Source organism: Pseudomonas sp. MIL19 (genome assembly GCF_028680365.1).
Classification (GTDB): Bacteria; Pseudomonadota; Gammaproteobacteria; order Pseudomonadales; family Pseudomonadaceae; genus Aquipseudomonas; species Aquipseudomonas spirodelae.
On sequence record NZ_JAPPVG010000004.1, the window covers coordinates 93,371 to 112,168 of the forward strand.

Consider the following 18,798-nt stretch of genomic DNA (forward strand, 5'->3'; position numbering starts at 1 on the left):
AAGCCTGGTCAAGGAGCCCTGAATGAGCAGCACTGCACTTCCTGTTGAAGGCGAAAAAATCCTTATCGTCGATGACGACGCCCGCCTGCGCCGCTTGCTCGAGCGTTTCTTCGACGAGCAGGGTTACCGCGTGCGCGCGGTGGAGAACGTCGAGCAGATGGATCGTCTGCTGGCCCGCGAACTGTTCCAGCTGGTGGTGCTGGACCTGATGCTGCCGGGTGAGGATGGTTTGTCTGCCTGCAAGCGCCTGCGCGAAGCGAATAATCAGGTGCCGATCATCATGCTCACCGCCAAGGGTGATGAAGCCAGTCGGATTCAGGGACTGGAGCTGGGCGCTGATGACTACCTGGCCAAGCCGTTTAACCCGCGTGAGCTGCTGGCGCGGATCAAGGCCGTGCTGCGCCGCCAGGCCCCGGTGGTTCCGGGCGCACCGGGCAGCGAAGACGAAAGCGTGAGCTTCGGCGAGTACGAGCTGTCCCTGGCCACCCGCGAGCTGAAAAAGGGCGACGAGGTGCACATGCTCACCACTGGTGAGTTCGCCGTGCTCAAAGCACTGGTGCAGCACGCTCGCGAGCCGCTGACCCGCGACAAGCTGATGAACCTGGCCCGTGGCCGCGAATGGGATGCACTGGAGCGCTCCATCGACGTGCAGATTTCCCGTCTGCGCCGCTTGATCGAACCCGATCCGTCCAAGCCGCGCTATATCCAGACGGTCTGGGGTGTGGGGTATGTATTCGTTCCAGACGGCAACAAGTAACCAGCCAGCTGGGTGAATGACTTTTCACTCACCCAGCATGACTTCTACCCGGCGGATCGATAAGGCGCGATCCACCCCGCGGTCTCTCTCGCCACATTGGCGATCGGTACACGGCATTTAAATGAAAACCCCTCTCTGGTTTCCGCAAAGCTTCTTCGCCCGCACGTTGTGGCTGGTGCTGATCGTGGTGCTGTTCTCCAAGGCGCTGACCCTGGTTTATCTGATGATGAACGAGGACGTGCTGGTTGACCGCCAGTACAGCCACGGCGCGGCGCTGACCCTGCGCGCCTACTGGGCGGCAGACCCGGAAGACCGCGCCACCATCGCCGAGGCGGCCGGGCTCAAACGGGTGCCGCACGAGCAGGTGCCGGCCAACGAGCAACATTGGCCTTACAGCGAGATTTTTCAGCGCCAGATGCAGACCGAACTGGGGCCGGAGACCGAGGTGCATGTCAGCGCCAAGAGCCCACCGGCGCTGTGGGTGCACGCCCCGGCGCTGGGGGATGACTGGCTGCGTGTGCCGCTGTATCCGCACCCGTTGCGCGGCCAGCGGATCTGGAGCGTGCTCGGCTGGTTCCTGGCCATCGGTTTGCTGTCGACGGCAGCGGCCTGGATTTTCGTGCGCCAGCTCAGTGCGCCGCTCAAGCGCCTGGTATTTGCCGCCCGGCAGATTGGTAAGGGCCGCAGCGTACGCCTGCCCGTCAGTGATACGCCGAGCGAGATGACCGAGGTCTACCGCGCCTTTAACCAGATGGCTGAAGACGTCGAACAGGCGGCCCGCGAGCGTGAGCTGATGCTCGCCGGGGTGTCGCATGACCTGCGCACGCCACTGACCCGCCTGCGCCTGTCCATGGAGTTTTTGCACACCGACTCGGAGCTAACCGAGGACATGGTGCGTGATATTGAGGACATGGACGCGATTCTTGATCAATTCCTCGCCTTTATCCGCGACGGCCGTGACGAGCCGCTGGAGCAACTCGACTTGCTTGAGCTGATCCGTGAGGTCGTCGCGCCATACAACCAAAAGCAGCAACGCGTGCGCCTGTGTCTGGAGCCGGTGCCGGCCTTCCCGTTGCGCCGGGTGTCGCTCAAGCGCCTGCTGGTCAACCTGATCGAAAACGCCCTGCGCTACGGTGGTAATGCAGTGGAGGTGGCGGTTTCCCTGTCGGGCGACCACAGCGCGCCCTATGTGGTGCTCAGTGTGCTCGATCGCGGCCAGGGGATTGATCCGGCCGAGCTGGGTAACATCATCAACCCCTTTATTCGTGGCGACCGCGCCCGTGGCGGCCAAGGTGCGGGGTTGGGGCTGGCCATCGTCAAACGCATCGCCGCGCTGCATGGCGGCAGTGTTGAACTGCGTAACCGCTCAGGCGGCGGGCTGGAGGCGCGGGTCTGCCTGCCCCTGGGGCTATTGCTGCCGCGCGATGCGGTGTAATCACCGGTTTACGCCACGCGGCCTGGCGGCGTAGTGGCGTAAGCGGTGGGTTAAAACACGCGAAAGGTTAAACCGTTCCGACGAAAACCCCTTGGCATGCTGACCCTGTTAGGCTGAGCTCTGTTTTATCAGCGTCATGACTTGAGGTCAGCATGCCTGCAGTTCCACACCGACTTCCCCTCTGGACTTGGTTGCTGCCGCTGCCACTGCTCCATCTGGCCACCTGGCTGTCCCTGGCGACTCAGTTCACTGAAGGCGCGGCATTTTGGTATCCGCCGTTTGCCCTGGCTCTGGTCTTTGCCCTGTGGTGGGGCCCGCGGGTGTTGCTGGCGGTGTACCTCAATGCCATGTTGTCCATTCCGCTCTGGGACTTGGAATGGCAATGGGCCCCCTTGTATGCCTTGCCGGAAACCCTCGGCGTGGCGTTGGCATGGGCATTGTTACGCCTGCGGCCGTTTGATCCGACTTTGCCTGACCTCAGCCATCTGCTGCGTTTTGTCGCGCTTGGCGTCCTGCTGCCCGTTCTGCCCATGGTGCTCGGCGTGCAAGGCAACCTCTGGCTGCACGGCTATGTAGCCTGGGCGGACGTGCCAAGGGGCATTGTGACCTTGTGGTTGGCCGATAGCCTGAATGCGTTAGCCATCAGCATTCCGTTGCTGGCTTATTTAACGCCGTGGATGCGCCGCCGCGGCTGGTTGGCCGCGCCTGTGTTGAGCGGTTGCCAGCAGGTGCCCGAGGTGCTGCGCCATTTGCCGCCTTGGCCTTTGTTGTTAGTGCTTTTGGCTGGCATGCCCTGGTTGCTTGGGTTGCTGCCACTGACCCTGAATTTGCCGCTGGTTGGCGTGATGATGCTGGCGCTGGCGCTGGTCTGGGGCTTTGCCGGCAGCATCTGCGGCGCGGTGCTCAGCGTGTTGATGATCTTGATCCTACCGTTGCTACGCGGCTTTGCTGATGCAGCCGCCTGGCTTGATCCGCAGCGCCTGGAACTGCACATCAGTGTGTTGCTGTTTATGCTCGCCACGCTGCTGGTGGGGCGCAGCCTGAGTGATCTGCGCCAAGCCCTGGCGCGCAGCGCGCAGATGCAGCAACAGTTGGCGCTGGCCAATTTGGCGCTGGAGGCCAGCCCGCTGGGCGTAATCATTGCCGATGCCCGTCAGCCTGAGCTGCCGCTGATCTACTGCAACCCGGCCTTTACGCAGATTACCGGTTACAGCCGCGATGAGACGCTGGGCAATAGTTGGCACTTCCTGCTCCGTGATGACCAGCAGCAACAAGGCTTCAACCGCTTGCAGCAGGCTGTACGCGAGGGCGTCGGCTGCGATGTGGTGCTGCGCAACTACCGCAAAAATGGCCAGTTATTCTGCAACGAAATTACCCTCTCGCCGATGCGTGATGAGCAGGGCATCAGCCACTTTGTCGCCCTGCAAAGCGATGTCACGGCCCGCGAGCACCTGGCCACTCAGGTCCGCGTGCAGAGTGATGAGCTGCTCAAACAGAGCCACCTGTTCAGCCAGACCGAGCACATTGCCAACCTCGGCGGCTGGGTACTGAATGTGGCCGACAAAAGCATGGATTGGAGTGCCGGTTGCTTTCGGATCTATGAGCTTGACCCCAAAAACGGCACTCCGGACTTGGACGGTGCCTTGAGCTATCTGGATGCCAGTGGGCGCTTGCTGGCCGAGCAGACACTGCAGCAGTTAATTGGCGGGCTTGAGCTGTTTGATTTCGAAGCACGGCTGTTAACGGCCACGGGTAAAACCCGCTGGCTGCGTATTCGGGGCATATCCGAGCGCGATGGCGCCGAGCTGGTGAGGGTCTATGGCGCCCTGCAAGACGTCAGCGCGCGCAAATACGCCGAACAGCAGCTGCGCGAACGTGATGAGCGTCTGCAGCTGTTCTTTGAGGCGCCGCTAATCGGCATGGCATTGGCCGGTCCGAGCCTTGCCTGGGAAGAGGTCAATCACAAGCTCTGCAGCATTCTTGGGCGCAGTCGTGAGCAATTGTTGGCGTGCAGCTGGCGCGAGCTGTCACTGGAAGACGATCTGCTGGTCGAGCAGCCGCTGCTCGACCAGGTGCTCAGTGGCAGCCGTGAAGGCTTCGAGCTGGAAAAACGCTTCCGGCGCGCCGACGACAGCCTGGTGCACACACGGGTGAGCCTGCGTGCGGTGCGCCACAGTAATGGCCGGGTGCGCATGTTCCTGCTGCTGGTCGAGGACATCAGCCAGCGCCTGCAGGCCGAGGCGCGCTACCGCACCATCGTCGAAAATGCGCCAGAGGCGATCATGCTGTACGACCTGAGTGGCAGCTTTGTCGAGTGCAACGACAATGCCCTGCGTCTGTTGCGCTACTCCCGCACCGAGATCGCCAGCAAACACGTGTTTGACCTGAGCCCGAATAAACAGGCGAATGGCCAAATGAGCGCTGAACTCGGCCAGGTTTACCTGCAGCGAGCGATGGCGGGCGAGACCCCGGTATTCGATTGGCTGCACCGCGACAGCAAGGGCCGGCAAATCCCCTGCGAGGTCCGCCTGGTGCAAATGCCCGGTGATCCGCCAATGATTCGCTGCAGCATCAGCGATATTTCCGACCGCCAGCGCTATCAGCGTGAGATCGAGCGGTTGGCCTTCAGTGACGAGCTGACCGGCCTGCCCAATCGGCGCTTGCTGCTTGATCGGTTGCAGCACGCGATGGACCGCGAGCAGCGTGAGGGGACGTTGGGCGCGCTGCTGTTTATCGACCTCGACCACTTCAAAACGGTTAACGACAGCCTGGGACATCTGGTGGGCGATGGCCTGTTGCGTGAGGTTTCGGTGCGCCTGGCCAGTGGTTTACGTACCGAAGACACCTTGGCGCGGATGGGCGGCGACGAGTTTGTGGTGTTGCTTGAAGGGCTCGACAGCAACCCACGATTGGCCGCCGAAGCGGCGGCGAGCACAGCAGAAAAACTGCTGAAAAGCCTTGTCGGTGCCTGCTGGATCGACGGCCATGAGCTGTCGATCAGCGCCAGTATCGGTATTGCCCTGCATCCTTTTGGGCGCCAGGCGGCCGCCGATGTGCTGAAGCAGGCGGATACCGCCATGTACCAAGCGAAGCAGGGCGGGCGCAATGCCCTGCACTTCTTTGCTCCTGAGATGCAGGCCGCCATCGATCAGCGCCTGCAACTGCAGAGCGATCTGCGCCAAGCGGTGCAGCGCGACCAACTGTTCCTGGTGTTTCAGCCCCAGCTCAGCCTGGCCACCGGGCAGATTACCGGCGCCGAAGTGTTGCTGCGCTGGGTGCATCCGGAGCGTGGCGAAATTCTGCCCGGCGACTTTATCCCGCTGGCGGAAGAAACCGGGTTGATCGAGGAATTGGGCGACTGGGTCCTTGAACAGGCGTGCGCCGCCCTGGCGCGCTGGCTACCGCAGTGGCCGCAGCTGGTGTTGGCAGTCAACCTCAGCCCGCGCGAGTTGCGCCAGCGCAGTTGCGTGACGCGCGTCAGTGAGTGTTTACAGCGGCACAAGGTGCCGGCTGCGGCACTGGAACTGGAGATCACCGAAGGCGTGTTGCTGGAAGAGGTCGAGCAGTGCATCAGCAATATGCAGGCGCTCAAGGCATTGGGGGTGCGGTTTGCCATTGATGACTTCGGTACCGGCTATTCCTCGCTGACTTACCTCAAGCGGTTGCCGCTGGACCGCCTGAAAATCGACCGCAGCTTTACTTGGGACATGGACGGCGAAGATGGCAGCGGCCTGATGCTGGTGCAGACCATCCTGGTGATCGCCCGCAACCTGAGCCTGGAATGTATCGCCGAAGGCATCGAAAGCCAGGCTCAGCTCGACTGCCTGCGCGAGCTTGGCTGCGCGCTGGGGCAGGGTTATTACTTTAGCCGGCCGTTGCGGGAGGCGGATTTTCTGGCTTGGGTGGCGCGGCACCCACTATCGGCTTGAGTATGCGTTTCGGCCTCCCAGCCGCGTCCAGTAGTGATCTGTAATACCGGCCCGGCCATCCTTGGCCGGGCTTCGCCTATATCCGGCTCACCCCTTGCCCTTGGTGCGGGTTAGGTGCGGGCCACCGTTCTTCTCGATGTACTGAATGATGATGCCGGCCACGTCTTTGCCGGTGATGGTTTCAATGCCTTCCATACCGGGCGACGAGTTCACCTCCATCACCAGCGGCCCGTGGTTGGAGCGCAGAATATCCACGCCCGCCACGCTCAAACCCATGACCTTGGCCGCACGGATTGCGGTCATGCGTTCTTCAGGGGTGATTTTGATTAGGCTGGCGCTGCCGCCGCGGTGCAGGTTGGAGCGGAACTCGCCGGGCTTGGCCTGGCGCTTCATCGCCGCGATGACCTTGTCGCCGACCACAAAGCAGCGAATATCCGCGCCACCGGCTTCCTTGATGTACTCCTGCACCATGATGTCCTGCTTGAGGCCCATAAAGGCCTCGATCACTGACTCGGCTGCGGTCGCCGTTTCACACAGCACTACGCCGATGCCCTGGGTGCCTTCCAGCACCTTGATCACCAGCGGCGCGCCGTTAACCATGTCGATCAAGTCGGCGATGTCATCCGGCGAGTGAGCGAAGCCCGTCACCGGCAGGCCAATACCACGGCGTGACAGCAGCTGCAGTGAGCGCAACTTGTCGCGCGAGCGGGCGATGGCCACCGACTCATTGAGCGGGAACACCCCCATCATCTCGAACTGGCGCAACACCGCGCAGCCATAGAAGGTGACCGATGCGCCGATGCGCGGAATCACCGCATCGAAGCCTTCCAGCGGCTTGCCACGGTAGTGGATCTGCGGCTTGTGGCTGGCGATGTTCATGTAGGCGCGTAGGGTGTCGATCACTACCATCTCGTGCCCCCGTGCTTGCCCGGCTTCGACCAGGCGGCGGGTGGAATACAAGCGCGGGTTGCGCGACAGCACAGCGATCTTCATTGGGCACCAGGGGAGTCAGCAAGGGTGGGTTTGTTTTGTACGTAGGTCAGCGCCGGATTGACCAGCAACTGCCCGTCTATCAGGGCTTTGGAACCGAGCAGCACGCGGTAGCGCATGGTTTTGCGGCAAGTCAGGGTGAATTCTACCGGCCATTCACGCTCGCCCAGAGTCAGGTGGGTGCGGATCACGTAGCGTGATTGGCTGTGGCCGTTGGAGCTTTTGATGGTCTTCACCGATACCAGCTGCGCTTCGCAGCGGTGCCGACGTTGCACCAGGGTGCCAATGTGCGCGGTAAAACGCACCCAGGGTTCGCCACCCCGGTCGAATGGCTGGATATCGCTGGCATGCAGGCAAGAGGTGCTCGCGCCGGTGTCAATCTTGGCGCGCAGGCCGACCATGCCCAGTTGCGGCAGGTTGATCCATTCGCGCAGGCCGATCACCGCCAGTTGGTCAAATGTCTTCAAAGGGCCCATCCATCATATTTGCGGGCATTCTAGTTGGCCCTTATGACAACTGCATCAGGCAAAATGTCCGCCTGCACCGGGTGAACAGTGAGGATTCGATGAGCGATAAACATGACGACAAGGTGCGCCTGGATAAATGGCTTTGGGCCGCGCGCTTCTTCAAGACCCGCGCCTTGGCCAAGGCAGCCATCGAGGGCGGCAAGGTGCATCACCGAGGCGAGCGCTGCAAACCGGGTAAAGAACCGAAAGTCGACGATGTCTACGTGATTCGCAACGGTTTTGATGAGCGCAGCGTGGTCGTGCAAGCGTTGTCGGTGGTGCGTCGCGGCGCGCCGGAAGCGCAAACCCTGTACGCCGAAACCCCTGACAGTATTGAGCGCCGCGAACAGGCGGCGGCGCAGCGCAAGGCCGGTGCCTTAGGCATGCAAACGGATGGTCGGCCGAGCAAGAAGCAGCGGCGGCAGCTGCATCAGTTTCACGGTAATCAGGAGTAAGGCGCGGCGCAGGCTTAAAGCACGCCGCCGCGCCGTTCAGGCTAGCGTCCGCTGATAACGCTTAGGCGGCCGATCAACGGCAACTGGCTGAGCAAGCGTGTCAGCGGCAAGGTCGCCCGCTCCAGCCATTCGCTGGCTTTGTAAGCGAAGGGCGTAAAACAGGCCCAGGCCAAGCCCAGCAGCGCGAGAAAGACACCACCCACCAGCGCGTCTGAGCCCCAATGTGCGCCGGCCACCAGGCGTGGCAGCATAAAGATCACGGCCATTGCCCAGATCAGTAGCAAGCGCCCGTTGCGCGCAAAAAAGCTCAGAAACATCGCCCAGATCAACAGCACCGAAGCGTGATCGCCAGGAAAGCTGCGGGTGGCACTGTCTTTCAGGTCCCAGCGCTCTTCCCATCCAGGGAACAGCTCGGTCAGCCGCGCGGCACCTTCGACCACCAAAGATGCGCTCGGGCGCTGCCAACCCATCAGTTTGACCAGTTCAGCGAAGCCAACGCGAAACAGCAGCATGAGGGTCAGTGTCGCCAGGAAGGCATACAGCGCTTTACGCACCTGAGCGCCGCTGAATACCAGGTCGGCCTTGAGCATCACGGCCAGCATCAGCACGCCAACCCCCATATCGACCGGGCGCATGCTGCCGATCGCCCAGGTTTTTGCCCACAGGCCGGCTGCATGCACGGGCTGATTGAGCAGGGCAAACAGTTGCAGATCAAACTGATCCCACAGCGCACGACTGGGTGCCCAGACCCAGCTGGCGAGCAGGAGCAGGGCGACAATATGGCAGGCGATTAATGGCCGCGTGCGCCATTGATCATTTAAAAAGATGGGGTTCATGCAGTGGCATCCTTGTCATCTGAAGGGCTTTAAGGCGGCGCGCATGCTAGGGATTCAACCCATTAATTGCAAAGCTTCAGGCCGTTTTTGGCCGCTAACTGTGATGTGCGTGGCTATCGATAGCCTTTACCCGCCAGGCTGATAGATAAGAGGCGCTTGGTCGGGCGGGCGTTTGCGCCTAAAATTGCCGGCCGAGTCACATTCAGTGAAATTGGCATGTCTGATTTTTCCCAACGCTTCTTGTTCGACGACAGCGATATCCGTGGTGAGCTGGTTGGCTTGACCGACAGCTACAGCCACGTCCTGGCCAAGCACGCCTACCCGCAACCGGTCGCCCAACTGCTGGGTGAGCTGCTTGCTGCCGCCTCCCTGCTGATTGGCACACTAAAATTTGAGGGGCTGCTGATTCTGCAGGCGCGTTCCTCCGGTGCGGTGCCGCTGTTGATGGTGGAGTGCTCCAGCGAGGGCGAGTTGCGCGGTATTGCGCGCTATAACGCTGAGCAGATCGGTGCCGATGCCAGCTTGCGTGAGTTGATGCCCGACGGTGTGTTGGCCATAACCGTCGACCCGAAGGCCGGACAGCGTTATCAGGGTATCGTCGATCTTGAGGGTGACACCCTGGCCGACTGCCTGACCAACTACTTCAACACCTCCGAGCAGTTATCCACGCGGTTTTGGCTCAGCGCCGATGGTCAGTGTGCGCGTGGTTTGCTGCTGCAGCAGCTGCCGGCCGACCGCCTGAAGGACGATGATGAGCGCGAAGCCAGCTGGCAGCACGCCCTGGCTTTGGCTGATACCGTGAAAACTGAAGAGCTGCTTGGCCTGGATAACGAAACCCTGCTGCACCGCCTGTATCACCAGGAAGCACTGCGCCTCTTTGACCCGCGCGCGCTGCAATTTCGCTGCAGCTGCTCGCGTGAGCGTTCCAGTCGTGCGCTGGTCAGCCTCGGCCAGGAAGATGCCGAAGCACTGGTGCAGGAGCATGGTGGCAGCGTGGAAATTGACTGCCAGTTCTGCAACGAGCGCTACCTGTTTGATGCGGCGGATGTACTGCAGCTGTTTCTCGACGGCAGCAGTGAGGTACCGTCGGATACGCGCCACTAAACCCATGACTGCACACTGCGCCGCGGTGGTCTGATCAGAGGCTGCACCTGCAACCTGCTTTTCTGGCATAATCCGGCGCACTTTTTTCGCTGTAGTAGTGCTCCACTTTCTACTACAAAACGTTTGGAAGACTCGGCCACGTGGCCGACGGGGACCCACATGACGCAAGCCAACACCGCCGTGCACACCGACATCAGCGCTGCCCAACTGGTCGAAGAAGCCCTTCGTCGCGGTGAAGGCGAGCTGGCCGCTAATGGCTCGCTGGTTGTTCGCACTGGCCATCGCACTGGTCGTTCGCCGGCTGACCGCTTCATCGTGCAAGAGCCGAGCACCGAGGCGAAAATCGCCTGGGGCGCGATCAACCGTCCGTTCCCGGCCGACAAGTTCGACGCCCTGTGGGATCGCGTTCAGGCGTTCTCCGATGCCCAGGACAGTTTCGTCTCCCACGTGCATGTAGGTTCTGCCGAGGCACACTACTTGCCGGTCAAGATGACCACCGCGACGGCGTGGCAGAACCTGTTCGGCCGCTGCCTGTTCATCAACCCCGAGTCGTTCAACCCGGCGGGCAAAGATGAGTGGCAAGTGCTCAACGTGGCCAACTTCGAGTGCGTGCCAGAGCGTGACGGCACTAACTCCGATGGTTGCGTGATCATCAACTTTGCCGCCAAAAAAGTTCTGATCGCAGGCATGCGTTACGCCGGCGAGATGAAGAAGGCCATGTTCAGCGTGCAGAACTTCCTGCTGCCAGACGCCGACGTACTGCCGATGCATTGCGCCGCCAACATCGGTGAAGAAGGCGACGTGACCCTGTTCTTCGGCCTGTCCGGCACCGGCAAGACCACCCTGTCGGCTGACCCGAGCCGTTACCTGATCGGTGACGACGAGCACGGCTGGGGCGTGGGCGTGGTGTTCAACATCGAAGGCGGTTGCTATGCCAAGTGCATCGACCTGTCCGAGAAGAACGAGCCGGTTATCTGGAAAGCTATCCAGTTTGGCGCCGTACTGGAAAACGTCGTGCTCGACGAGAACCGCGTACCGAACTACGCCGACGACAGCCTGACGCAGAACAGCCGCGCCGCTTACCCGCTGACCCACGTTGAAAAGCGTAGCGAGAAGAACCTCGGTGGTGAGCCGAATGCGGTGATCTTCCTGACTTGCGACCTGACCGGCGTGCTTCCGCCCGTGTCGATCCTCAACGAAGAGCAAGCGGCTTATCACTTCCTCTCCGGTTACACCGCGCTGGTCGGTTCCACCGAAATGGGCAGCGGCAGCGGTATCAAGTCGACCTTCTCCACCTGCTTCGGCGCACCGTTCTTCCCGCGTCCAGCCGGCGAATACGCAGAATTGCTGATCAAGCGCATCCGCGGCTTTGGTTCCAAGGTCTATCTGGTCAACACCGGCTGGACCGGCGGTGGCTACGGGGTTGGCAAGCGTTTCAACATCCCGACCACCCGTGGCGTGATCGCCGCAATTCAAAGCGGTGCGCTGATCGGTACTGAAACCGAGCAGTTGCCGATCATCAACCTGAGCGTGCCGAAGTCGGTGCCAGGTGTTGAAACAAACCTGCTCAACCCACGCAACACCTGGGCAGACCAGAACGCCTACGACGAAGCCGCTAAAGGGCTGGCGGGCTTGTTCATCGAGAACTTTAAAAAGTTCGACGTGTCCGATGCCATCCGCAACGCGGGTCCACAGCTCTAAGCTGTTGCTCGTACGTTGAAAAAAACCGCCTTCACCGGCGGTTTTTTTATTTCGGGCAATCACAGCGATAACCTGTGGGAGGTGCTTTAGCGGCGAGCTTTCGATCTGAGGAGTCGTCGCGGCTAAAGCCCCTCCAATTTTTTGTCGCGGCAATAAAAACGGAAAAGCCACCTTGAGGTGGCTTTTTGTGCGTATCTGTAAGCAGATTAAGCACGTGGTCTAACGGTGCAGTGCATCTTGCTCGGGTGGCCGCTCTTCACGGCCTCAGTGTGGCTATGTAGTTGCTTCGGGCCTCAGGCTTAACGGGTTGGCAACTCAGGCCATTTCCAGTGCGTATACCCTGTGGCTGTCGACTTGTGCATGGCTGGCTAGCGCCAGATAGGTGTCGATGTGTCACAGGCAGCGCTGGGGCTTTCGAGTTGTATGGCAGCGTTAGCCTTCGGTCGGCACAGCTCACGGCGAACAGGCAGGCTACCAACCGTTGTTCCCATCAGCCCGCCATCTGCGGGCGCCACTCCGTGTTGGTGGAGTGATGTGTGCGGCCATTTGGTCCTGATGAGCGATCTAGTTGGTAACCGGCAAGCTGCCGTTGAAACCAGATACCTGCATACTCGTCCCCTTTCTTTGCCTATATGCATTCAATGTAACCCAGCAATGCCGGCGGCATTAGTTGGATTGGTAATAGCGCAATGTCCTGTAGGTCTTAATTGTTGTTTACCGCCGTTGCGGTCAATGGAGTAACCGCTATGAGTACCCTCGAACGCGTATTTGGCTTTCAACAGCTGCGCCCAGGCCAAGAACGGGTGGTGACTGCGGTGCTGGCGGGGCGTTCGGCGGCGGCGATTTTCCCCACCGGTTCAGGTAAATCGTTGTGCTACCAGCTGCCGGCGCTGCACCTGCCGCACCTGACCCTGGTGGTCTCGCCCTTGTTGGCGTTGATGCAGGACCAGCTGGCGTTTCTGCATGGCCGTGGCATCAGCGCCGCCAGTATCGACTCGGCGCAAAGCCGCGAGCAGGCCTCTGAGGTCATGGCTAAGGCGAAATCCGGCGAGCTGAAGATTCTGATGATCTCGGTTGAACGGCTGAAGAATGAGCGCTTCCGCAACTTTATCGCCCAGGTGCCGATTTCCCTTTTGGTGATCGACGAGGCTCACTGCATCTCCGAGTGGGGGCATAACTTCCGCCCGGATTACCTCAAGCTGCCGGACTACCAGCGCCAGTTCGGCATACCGCAGGTGCTACTGCTCACCGCCACGGCCACGCCACCGGTGATTGCCGATATGCAGAAGAAGTTCGCCATTGCGGCGGATGATGTGGTCACCACCGGTTTCTACCGGGCCAACCTCAATCTGCTGGTCGAGCCGGTCAGTGGTGCCGATAAACAGCAGCGTTTGCAGCAGTGGCTGGGGGCCAAGGCCGGGCAGCCGAGCATCGTCTACGTCACTCAGCAAAAAACTGCCGAGCAAGTGGCTGCACGCCTGAGCCAGCGCGGCATTGCCGCCAGCGCCTACCACGCTGGGATGCCGCATGAGACGCGTGAGGCGATCCAGCGTCAGTTTATGGCCGGGCAGATCAACTGCATCGTTGCCACCATCGCCTTCGGCATGGGCATCGACAAGAGTGACATCCGCAACGTGGTGCACTTTGACCTACCCAAATCCATCGAGAACTACAGCCAGGAAATCGGCCGCGCCGGCCGCGATGGCCAGTCATCGGACTGCCTGGTGCTCGCCAACCGCGACAGCCTCAATGTGCTGGAGAACTTCGTTTACGGCGATACGCCGGAGTTGGAGGGCATTCGTTGCGTGCTCGATGAGCTGCTGGCCAGCAGCCAGAACGGCGAATGGGAGCTGATGCTCAATCAGCTGTCCGAGCAGAGCAATATCCGCCAACTGCCGCTGAAAACCCTGCTGGTGCAGCTGGAGCTGCGTGGCATCATCGCGCCGCGCTACGCCTATTTCGCCGAGTATCGCTTCAAATACCTGCTGGAGCCTGAGGTGCTGCTGGAGAAGTTCGACGGCGAGCGGCGGCAGTTTGTCGAGGCGCTGATCAGCACCTCACAGCGCGCGCGCACCTGGTGCACGGTGGATTTCGACCAGCTCTACGGGCAGCACCAAGCCGAGCGCGGCCGGGTGATCAAGGCGCTGGATTACTTTCAGGAAAAGGGCTGGATCGAGCTGGAAAGTAAGCAGATGACCGAGGTCTACGCCTTGCTTGACCCCGCGTTTGATCCGGCCGCACTGAGCGCCGAATTGCACGGTTATTTCAGCCAGCAGGAAGCCAGTGAGATTCGCCGGATTCACGCCATGCTCGCGCTGTTTGCTCGCGAGCAGTGCCTGAGCCAGCGTTTGGCCGCTTACTTCGGTGACGCCAATGCGCCGCAGCATTGCGGGCACTGCTCGGTATGCCGTGGGCAGGTGGCCCGCCTGCCCGCGCCGCCGGCTTTGCCGCCTTTGGCTGAACAGGATGTCCACGGGCTATGTGACAGTTTTGGGCGCAAATATCAGGAACTCAAAGGCCGCGAGCCTAGCGGCGAGTGCCTGACGCGCTTTCTCTGCGGTATCAGCGTGCCGCTGTTTACCAAGCTCAAGGCGCGCCAGGTGGGCGGCTTTGCGGCGCTGGAGAACTATCCCTATGCCGAGGTGCGCGCGTGGCTGGCTGAGCAGAATGGCTAGCCGCTATTCGGCCGGCTAGCCCGCTCCATCAGCGTCGGCGTTGCGGAAATTGCGTTTATTTCTGCTGCGCCGCCTGTCCCTGAGTCAGGGTCCACTGCAGAACATCGCGCGCCAGTTGATCGCCGGCCAGGCCAAAGGCGCTGACCACGGCCGGTACTGAGGTATCGCCGGCGGCCTGGTTGGCCTCGAAGCGCTGGCTGGCGAGGATGCGCCGGCTGCTACTGTCCACCAGGCGCGCCTCGAACAGAATGCGCACGACGGGGCGGCCGTTTTGGTATTCGCTGTTAAAGGCGCGCAGGTCACCGTCCAGCTCCAGGTCAGCTTGCAGGCGGCTTTCATCGCTGCTCACTGCTTTAAGGCGGCCGTCATCGCGGAAGGCGTCGACCAGGCGGTCGCGCAGCAGCAGTGGCGCGCGGTCGCTCCAGCGTACGCCCTGGTAAGCGCTGATCTGGTCACCCGGCGGCACGACGGCAATCCGCGTGCTGTCGAGCAATTGGCTGCTATACGGCGTGTTCACCCGTAAGGCCCAGTCGGCGCTGGCGGGTTGGCTGGGCAGGCTCGTGGCAGGCAGGCGGTAGGTGCTCAACACCTGGCTTTTCGGTAACACCGAGCAGGCGCTCAGGCTGCCAAGCAACAGCAGGGCGGCGAGCAGACGAAGAGGGCTCATGGTTGAAACTCCTTGATGGTGTCGCTGCGCAGCAGGTAGCCGGCCGGGTCTTCCTCCAGGCGGCGGGCGAAGGTGCGCAGGCTGCTGAGGGTTTCGCGCAGTTCGATAATGGTTGGGCCGAGTTCGGCAACCCCCTGCATGCCGCCGTCGAGGGCGCTGCGGTTGGTGCTCAGCAACTGCTCGACGGTCGTGCTGCTGCGCTCCAGTGAGGCCATCAGGCGGCTGGCGCTGTCCATCGCTTCGCGGCCCTGGCCGCTGAGCAACTGGTTGGCGTTGCGCATCAGGTCGACGGCTTCCTGGCTGGCGCTGGTCATCTGTTGCAGGGCTTGGCGCAGCTCGTCGCGCTGGTCGGCAACGCTGGCGCTGGTTTGTTCGATGTTTTCCAGGGTGCGCGAAATGCGCCCGACATTTTCACGGGAGAACAGTTGATTGGCGCGGTCGAGCAGGCGGGTGATGCTGATCAGCATGTCTTCGCCGTTGGCCATCAAGCGCGACAACGGCGAGGGATCGGCGATGATTTCCACGCGTTTGTTGCCCTGGCTTTCGAGTATCGGGCTGTCTGGGCTGCCGCCGTGCAGCTGGATCAGCGCCGCGCCGGTAATGCCAGTAATAGACAGGCGGGCGCGGGTGTCTTGTTTGATCGGGGTATTGGCGTCGACCCGGATATGCGCGCGGACCTTGCGCGGATCCTGCGGGTCAAGGCGCAGGCTGATCACGTCGCCCACCTTGATGCCGCTGTATTGCACCACGCTGCCTTTAGACAGACCGCTGACCGCCTCGTTGAAGATCACGTCGTAGTCGCGCAGGTCCTGGTCCGAGTTGGCTTTGCTCAGCCACAGGGCAAAGCCCAGGGCGGCGGCAACCATCAGTACGGCAAACAGGCCAATTAATACGTGGTGGGCACGCGGTTCCATTCAGTTTCTCCCTGGCGCGCCGTTGGCCGCCTGTTCGGCTGCGCGTCCGCGCGGGCCGTGAAAATAGTCGTGAATCCAAGGGTTATCGGTGGCGGCCACCACATCCAGGCGGTCGGCCACCAGTACGCGTTTTTCCGCCAGCACAGCCACCCGATCGCAGATGGTGTAGAGCGTGTCGAGGTCATGGGTGACCAGAAACACGCTGAGGCCCAGCGCATCACGCAGGGTCAGGATCAATTGATCGAAGGCCGCCGCGCCAATCGGGTCGAGGCCAGCGGTGGGTTCATCGAGAAACAGGATGTCCGGCTCCAGAGCCAGTGCGCGGCCCAGCGCGGCGCGTTTGATCATGCCGCCGGACAATTCGGTGGGGTATTTGTCGCCGGCCTCGCGCGGCAGGCCGACCAATGCCAGTTTGACCTGGGCCAGGCGTTCGGCCGCCGGGCGCGTTAGGCCGGCATGTTCAATCAGCGGCAGGGCGATGTTTTCGGTCACGGTCAGCGAGGAAAACAACGCGCCGCGCTGGTAGAGCACGCCGAAGCGTCGTTCCAGTTGCGAGCGGCGCTCGGGCGGCAGGCTCAGCAGTTCTTCACCAAATACTTTCACCGTGCCGGCGTTGGCGCAGCGCAGGCCGAGAATGCTGCGCAGCAGCACCGACTTACCGGTGCCGGAGCCACCGACCACGCCCAGCACTTCGCCGCGATACAGATCCAGGGCCAGGTCCTGATGCACGGTCTGTGCGCCGAAGCGGTTGACCAGATTGCGTACTTCGATAATCGCTTCGCCCGTCACCAGCCCATCTCCATCAGAAATAGCGCGGCCAAGGCATCGAGCACGATCACCACGAAGATCGACTGGACCACGCTGGAGGTGGTGCGCTCGCCCACCGACTGCGCGCTGCCCGTGACCTTGAAGCCTTCCAGACAGCCGATCACGGCGATCAGGAAGGCAAACAGCGGCGCTTTGGCCATACCGACCAGGAAGTGTTTCAGTGCGATGTTTTCCTGCAGCATGGCCAGGTACATGGCCGGCGAAATATCCAGGCTCAGGGCGCAGACCACCGCGCCACCGAGGATGCCGCTGAGCATGGCGATAAAGGTCAGGATCGGCAGGGCGATCAGCAGGGCGAACACCCGTGGTAGCACCAGCAGCTCCATGGGGCTCAAGCCCAGGGTGCGGATGGCGTCGATTTCCTCGTTGGCCTTCATCGAGCCGATTTGCGCGGTAAAGGCGCTGGCGGTGCGCCCGGCCATGAGGATGGCCGTAAGCAACACGCCAAACTCACGCAGGAAGGAGAACGCCACCAGGTCGACCGTGTAGATGCTCGCACCAAAATCGGCGAGCACCGTGGCGCCGAGAAAGGCCACCACCGCGCCGACCAGAAAGGTCAGCAGGGCGACGATGGGCACGGCATTCAGGCCGCTCTGCTGCAGGTGGGCGACCAGCGAGGTCATGCGCCAGCGGCCGGGGCGCAGGGTGATGGAGGCCATCGCCGCCAGGGTCAGGCCGATAAAGCCCAGTAGCGCGACACCTTGCTGCCAGAGCTCTGCCAGGGCTTGGCCGATCTGCCCGAAGAACTCGCGCCAGGCGGGTATGTGTTTGCCCGGCATGGCATCACCGGCCTCGGCAATGGCGCTGCCCACCGCTTGCAGCAAGGCGCGGCGTTCGCTGGCCAGGCCCGGTGCATCCTTGGCCAGCTGGGCCAGGCGCTGGCTGCCGAGTAATTCCACCAGCAACGCGGCACCGGCGGTGTCCAGCGCGCCCAGGTCTTGCAGGTCAATGCTGGCCGCGCTGTGCAGGGTGCCACGCAGCTGCAGCACGTTAGCTTCCAGGTGGGCGTAATGTGCCAGCGTCCAGTCGCCACCGATGCGCAAGCCTGAGGGCGCATCCGTGCGGTTGGGTTCAAGCGGGGTGATATAGGGGGCTGTGCTCATGGGCACAGCTTAACCTTGTCGCGGGTATTGCGCCCATATTCACGAGGGACGTGCATGATCACGCGGGTTCGCCGGGGCCGATTGATCGGCGCTCCGCGAGATGGTTATCAGTGCACGGTGGATAGGGGCCATTGCGGCCCTGGAGAAGTGCTGCAGCCGTTGGCTGCAGCGGCGGGATTCAGCGTTTGAAGTCGCGGGCGTCTTTGGCCCAGGTATCCAGCGCCGGGGTGATGTCATCGAGGCGCAGCTGGGTGCTGTCGTTCTCCAGCTGCAGGCCATGGCCTTTGCGCACCACGCGGACCATCGGCTTGCTATTGCTGCCATCGATGGCTTCCAGCTCAACATAAACTTCCGTGTTCAGGTCGCGCGTGCCGGCTGCGGTGCTGGCGGCCGCAGCAACCAGGGCAACAGGGATCACTTCATAAACCTTGAGCCCCTCCGGTGAAAGGTTCACCGCGGTGATTGCGCTGCGCAGTACCAGGGTGTCCCGATCGGCCTGCTCGACAATTCGCATCCGGCCGGCCAATTCAAGGCGTATGGCTTGCTGCAGGTAGTTGGCGATGTCATTCAAGGTTTGCTGGCTGACCTGTGCGCTGGGTGTGGGGGCGGGGTAGAACAGCGGTTTTTCCACCAGTACCGAGCTGTAATTCGCGAGTTGGAAGTCGGGCGCTATCCAGCGCATCACCGTCGCGCCGCTGGGCGACTGCGTGGGTTGCAGTTGTGAGTAGTCGCTGAGAAAGCCTGAATATTGCGAGGGGGTTGGGGTGTTGCTGGCGCAACCGGCCAGTAACACGCTGGCGGACAAGGCAAGGCCGAGGGTTTTGAGCATCATTGCGGTGATCTCATAAGGGCGGGTTGCCTAACTGTAGACCAGCCCTCAGCCGTCTCCACTGCAGGC

General features: G+C 61.8%; 15 protein-coding genes. 7 read left to right on the forward strand and 8 right to left on the reverse strand.

Translation table 11 applies throughout. The features are described from left to right. Nucleotides 1–22 precede the first annotated feature (22 nt). The 3 genes from ompR to N1078_RS04885 all read left to right on the forward strand — a co-directional run bounded on the left by ompR (nt 23) and on the right by N1078_RS04885 (nt 6,121). Nucleotides 23–757, forward strand: coding sequence for an osmolarity response regulator transcription factor OmpR (gene ompR, locus N1078_RS04875; RefSeq protein ID WP_274087076.1), 735 nt, complete (start codon nt 23–25; stop codon nt 755–757). Nucleotides 758–878: 121 nt separating this feature from the next. Next, nucleotides 879–2,192, forward strand: coding sequence for an ATP-binding protein (locus tag N1078_RS04880; protein WP_274087077.1), 1,314 nt, complete (start codon nt 879–881; stop codon nt 2,190–2,192). A 152-nt stretch (nt 2,193–2,344) separates the two neighbouring features. Then, nucleotides 2,345–6,121: a bifunctional diguanylate cyclase/phosphodiesterase gene (locus tag N1078_RS04885; RefSeq protein WP_274087078.1), complete on the forward strand. Its 3,777-nt coding sequence runs from the start codon at nt 2,345–2,347 to the stop codon at nt 6,119–6,121. An 87-nt stretch (nt 6,122–6,208) separates the two neighbouring features. On the opposite strand, the gene rimK is transcribed toward N1078_RS04885, so the two are convergent. Next, on the reverse strand, nt 6,209–7,114 hold the full coding sequence (gene rimK, locus N1078_RS04890) for a 30S ribosomal protein S6--L-glutamate ligase (RefSeq protein ID WP_274087079.1): 906 nt from the start codon (nt 7,112–7,114) through the stop codon (nt 6,209–6,211). Further along, nucleotides 7,111–7,578, reverse strand: coding sequence for a retropepsin-like aspartic endopeptidase RimB (gene rimB, locus N1078_RS04895; RefSeq protein ID WP_322948300.1), 468 nt, complete (start codon nt 7,576–7,578; stop codon nt 7,111–7,113). Before rimB ends, rimK begins: the two co-directional genes overlap by 4 nt. A 98-nt stretch (nt 7,579–7,676) precedes the next feature. Between rimB and N1078_RS04900 the strand changes: the two genes are divergently transcribed. Continuing rightward, nucleotides 7,677–8,072, forward strand: a complete 396-nt coding sequence (locus tag N1078_RS04900) for an RNA-binding S4 domain-containing protein (protein ID WP_274087080.1) — start codon at nt 7,677–7,679, stop codon at nt 8,070–8,072. A gap of 41 nt (nt 8,073–8,113) precedes the next feature. Here the strand turns inward: N1078_RS04900 and N1078_RS04905 are convergent, their stop codons facing one another. Beyond that, complete coding sequence (locus tag N1078_RS04905) at nt 8,114–8,908, reverse strand: phosphatase PAP2 family protein (protein ID WP_274087081.1); 795 nt, start codon at nt 8,906–8,908, stop codon at nt 8,114–8,116. Nucleotides 8,909–9,124: 216 nt separating this feature from the next. On the opposite strand from N1078_RS04905, the gene hslO reads away from it, so the two are divergent. The 3 genes from hslO (at nt 9,125) to N1078_RS04920 (ending at nt 14,388) form a co-directional block, all read left to right on the forward strand. Continuing rightward, nucleotides 9,125–10,012, forward strand: coding sequence for an Hsp33 family molecular chaperone HslO (gene hslO, locus N1078_RS04910; protein WP_274087082.1), 888 nt, complete (start codon nt 9,125–9,127; stop codon nt 10,010–10,012). A gap of 159 nt (nt 10,013–10,171) precedes the next feature. Continuing rightward, nucleotides 10,172–11,713, forward strand: coding sequence for a phosphoenolpyruvate carboxykinase (locus N1078_RS04915; protein WP_274087083.1), 1,542 nt, complete (start codon nt 10,172–10,174; stop codon nt 11,711–11,713). Nucleotides 11,714–12,459: 746 nt separating this feature from the next. Next, nucleotides 12,460–14,388 (forward strand): RecQ family ATP-dependent DNA helicase, encoded by a 1,929-nt coding sequence (locus tag N1078_RS04920; RefSeq protein WP_274087084.1) that lies wholly within the window; start codon nt 12,460–12,462, stop codon nt 14,386–14,388. A gap of 55 nt (nt 14,389–14,443) precedes the next feature. On the opposite strand, the gene N1078_RS04925 is transcribed toward N1078_RS04920, so the two are convergent. From N1078_RS04925 to N1078_RS04945, 5 genes are all read right to left on the reverse strand, one after another. Next, nucleotides 14,444–15,055 (reverse strand): ABC-type transport auxiliary lipoprotein family protein, encoded by a 612-nt coding sequence (locus N1078_RS04925; protein ID WP_274087085.1) that lies wholly within the window; start codon nt 15,053–15,055, stop codon nt 14,444–14,446. Continuing rightward, on the reverse strand, nt 15,052–15,969 hold the full coding sequence (locus N1078_RS04930) for an MlaD family protein (RefSeq protein WP_274087086.1): 918 nt from the start codon (nt 15,967–15,969) through the stop codon (nt 15,052–15,054). The genes N1078_RS04925 and N1078_RS04930 overlap by 4 nt, the downstream gene beginning before the upstream one ends. Further along, nucleotides 15,970–16,758, reverse strand: a complete 789-nt coding sequence (locus tag N1078_RS04935; protein WP_274087087.1) for an ABC transporter ATP-binding protein — start codon at nt 16,756–16,758, stop codon at nt 15,970–15,972. Next, the gene (locus N1078_RS04940) at nt 16,755–17,900 is read right to left on the reverse strand and encodes an MlaE family ABC transporter permease (protein WP_274087088.1); all 1,146 of its coding nucleotides are present in this window, start codon (nt 17,898–17,900) and stop codon (nt 16,755–16,757) included. The genes N1078_RS04935 and N1078_RS04940 overlap by 4 nt, the downstream gene beginning before the upstream one ends. Before the next feature lie 178 nt (nt 17,901–18,078). Further along, the gene (locus N1078_RS04945; protein ID WP_274087089.1) at nt 18,079–18,732 is read right to left on the reverse strand and encodes a DUF3313 domain-containing protein; all 654 of its coding nucleotides are present in this window, start codon (nt 18,730–18,732) and stop codon (nt 18,079–18,081) included. Nucleotides 18,733–18,798 lie beyond the last annotated feature (66 nt).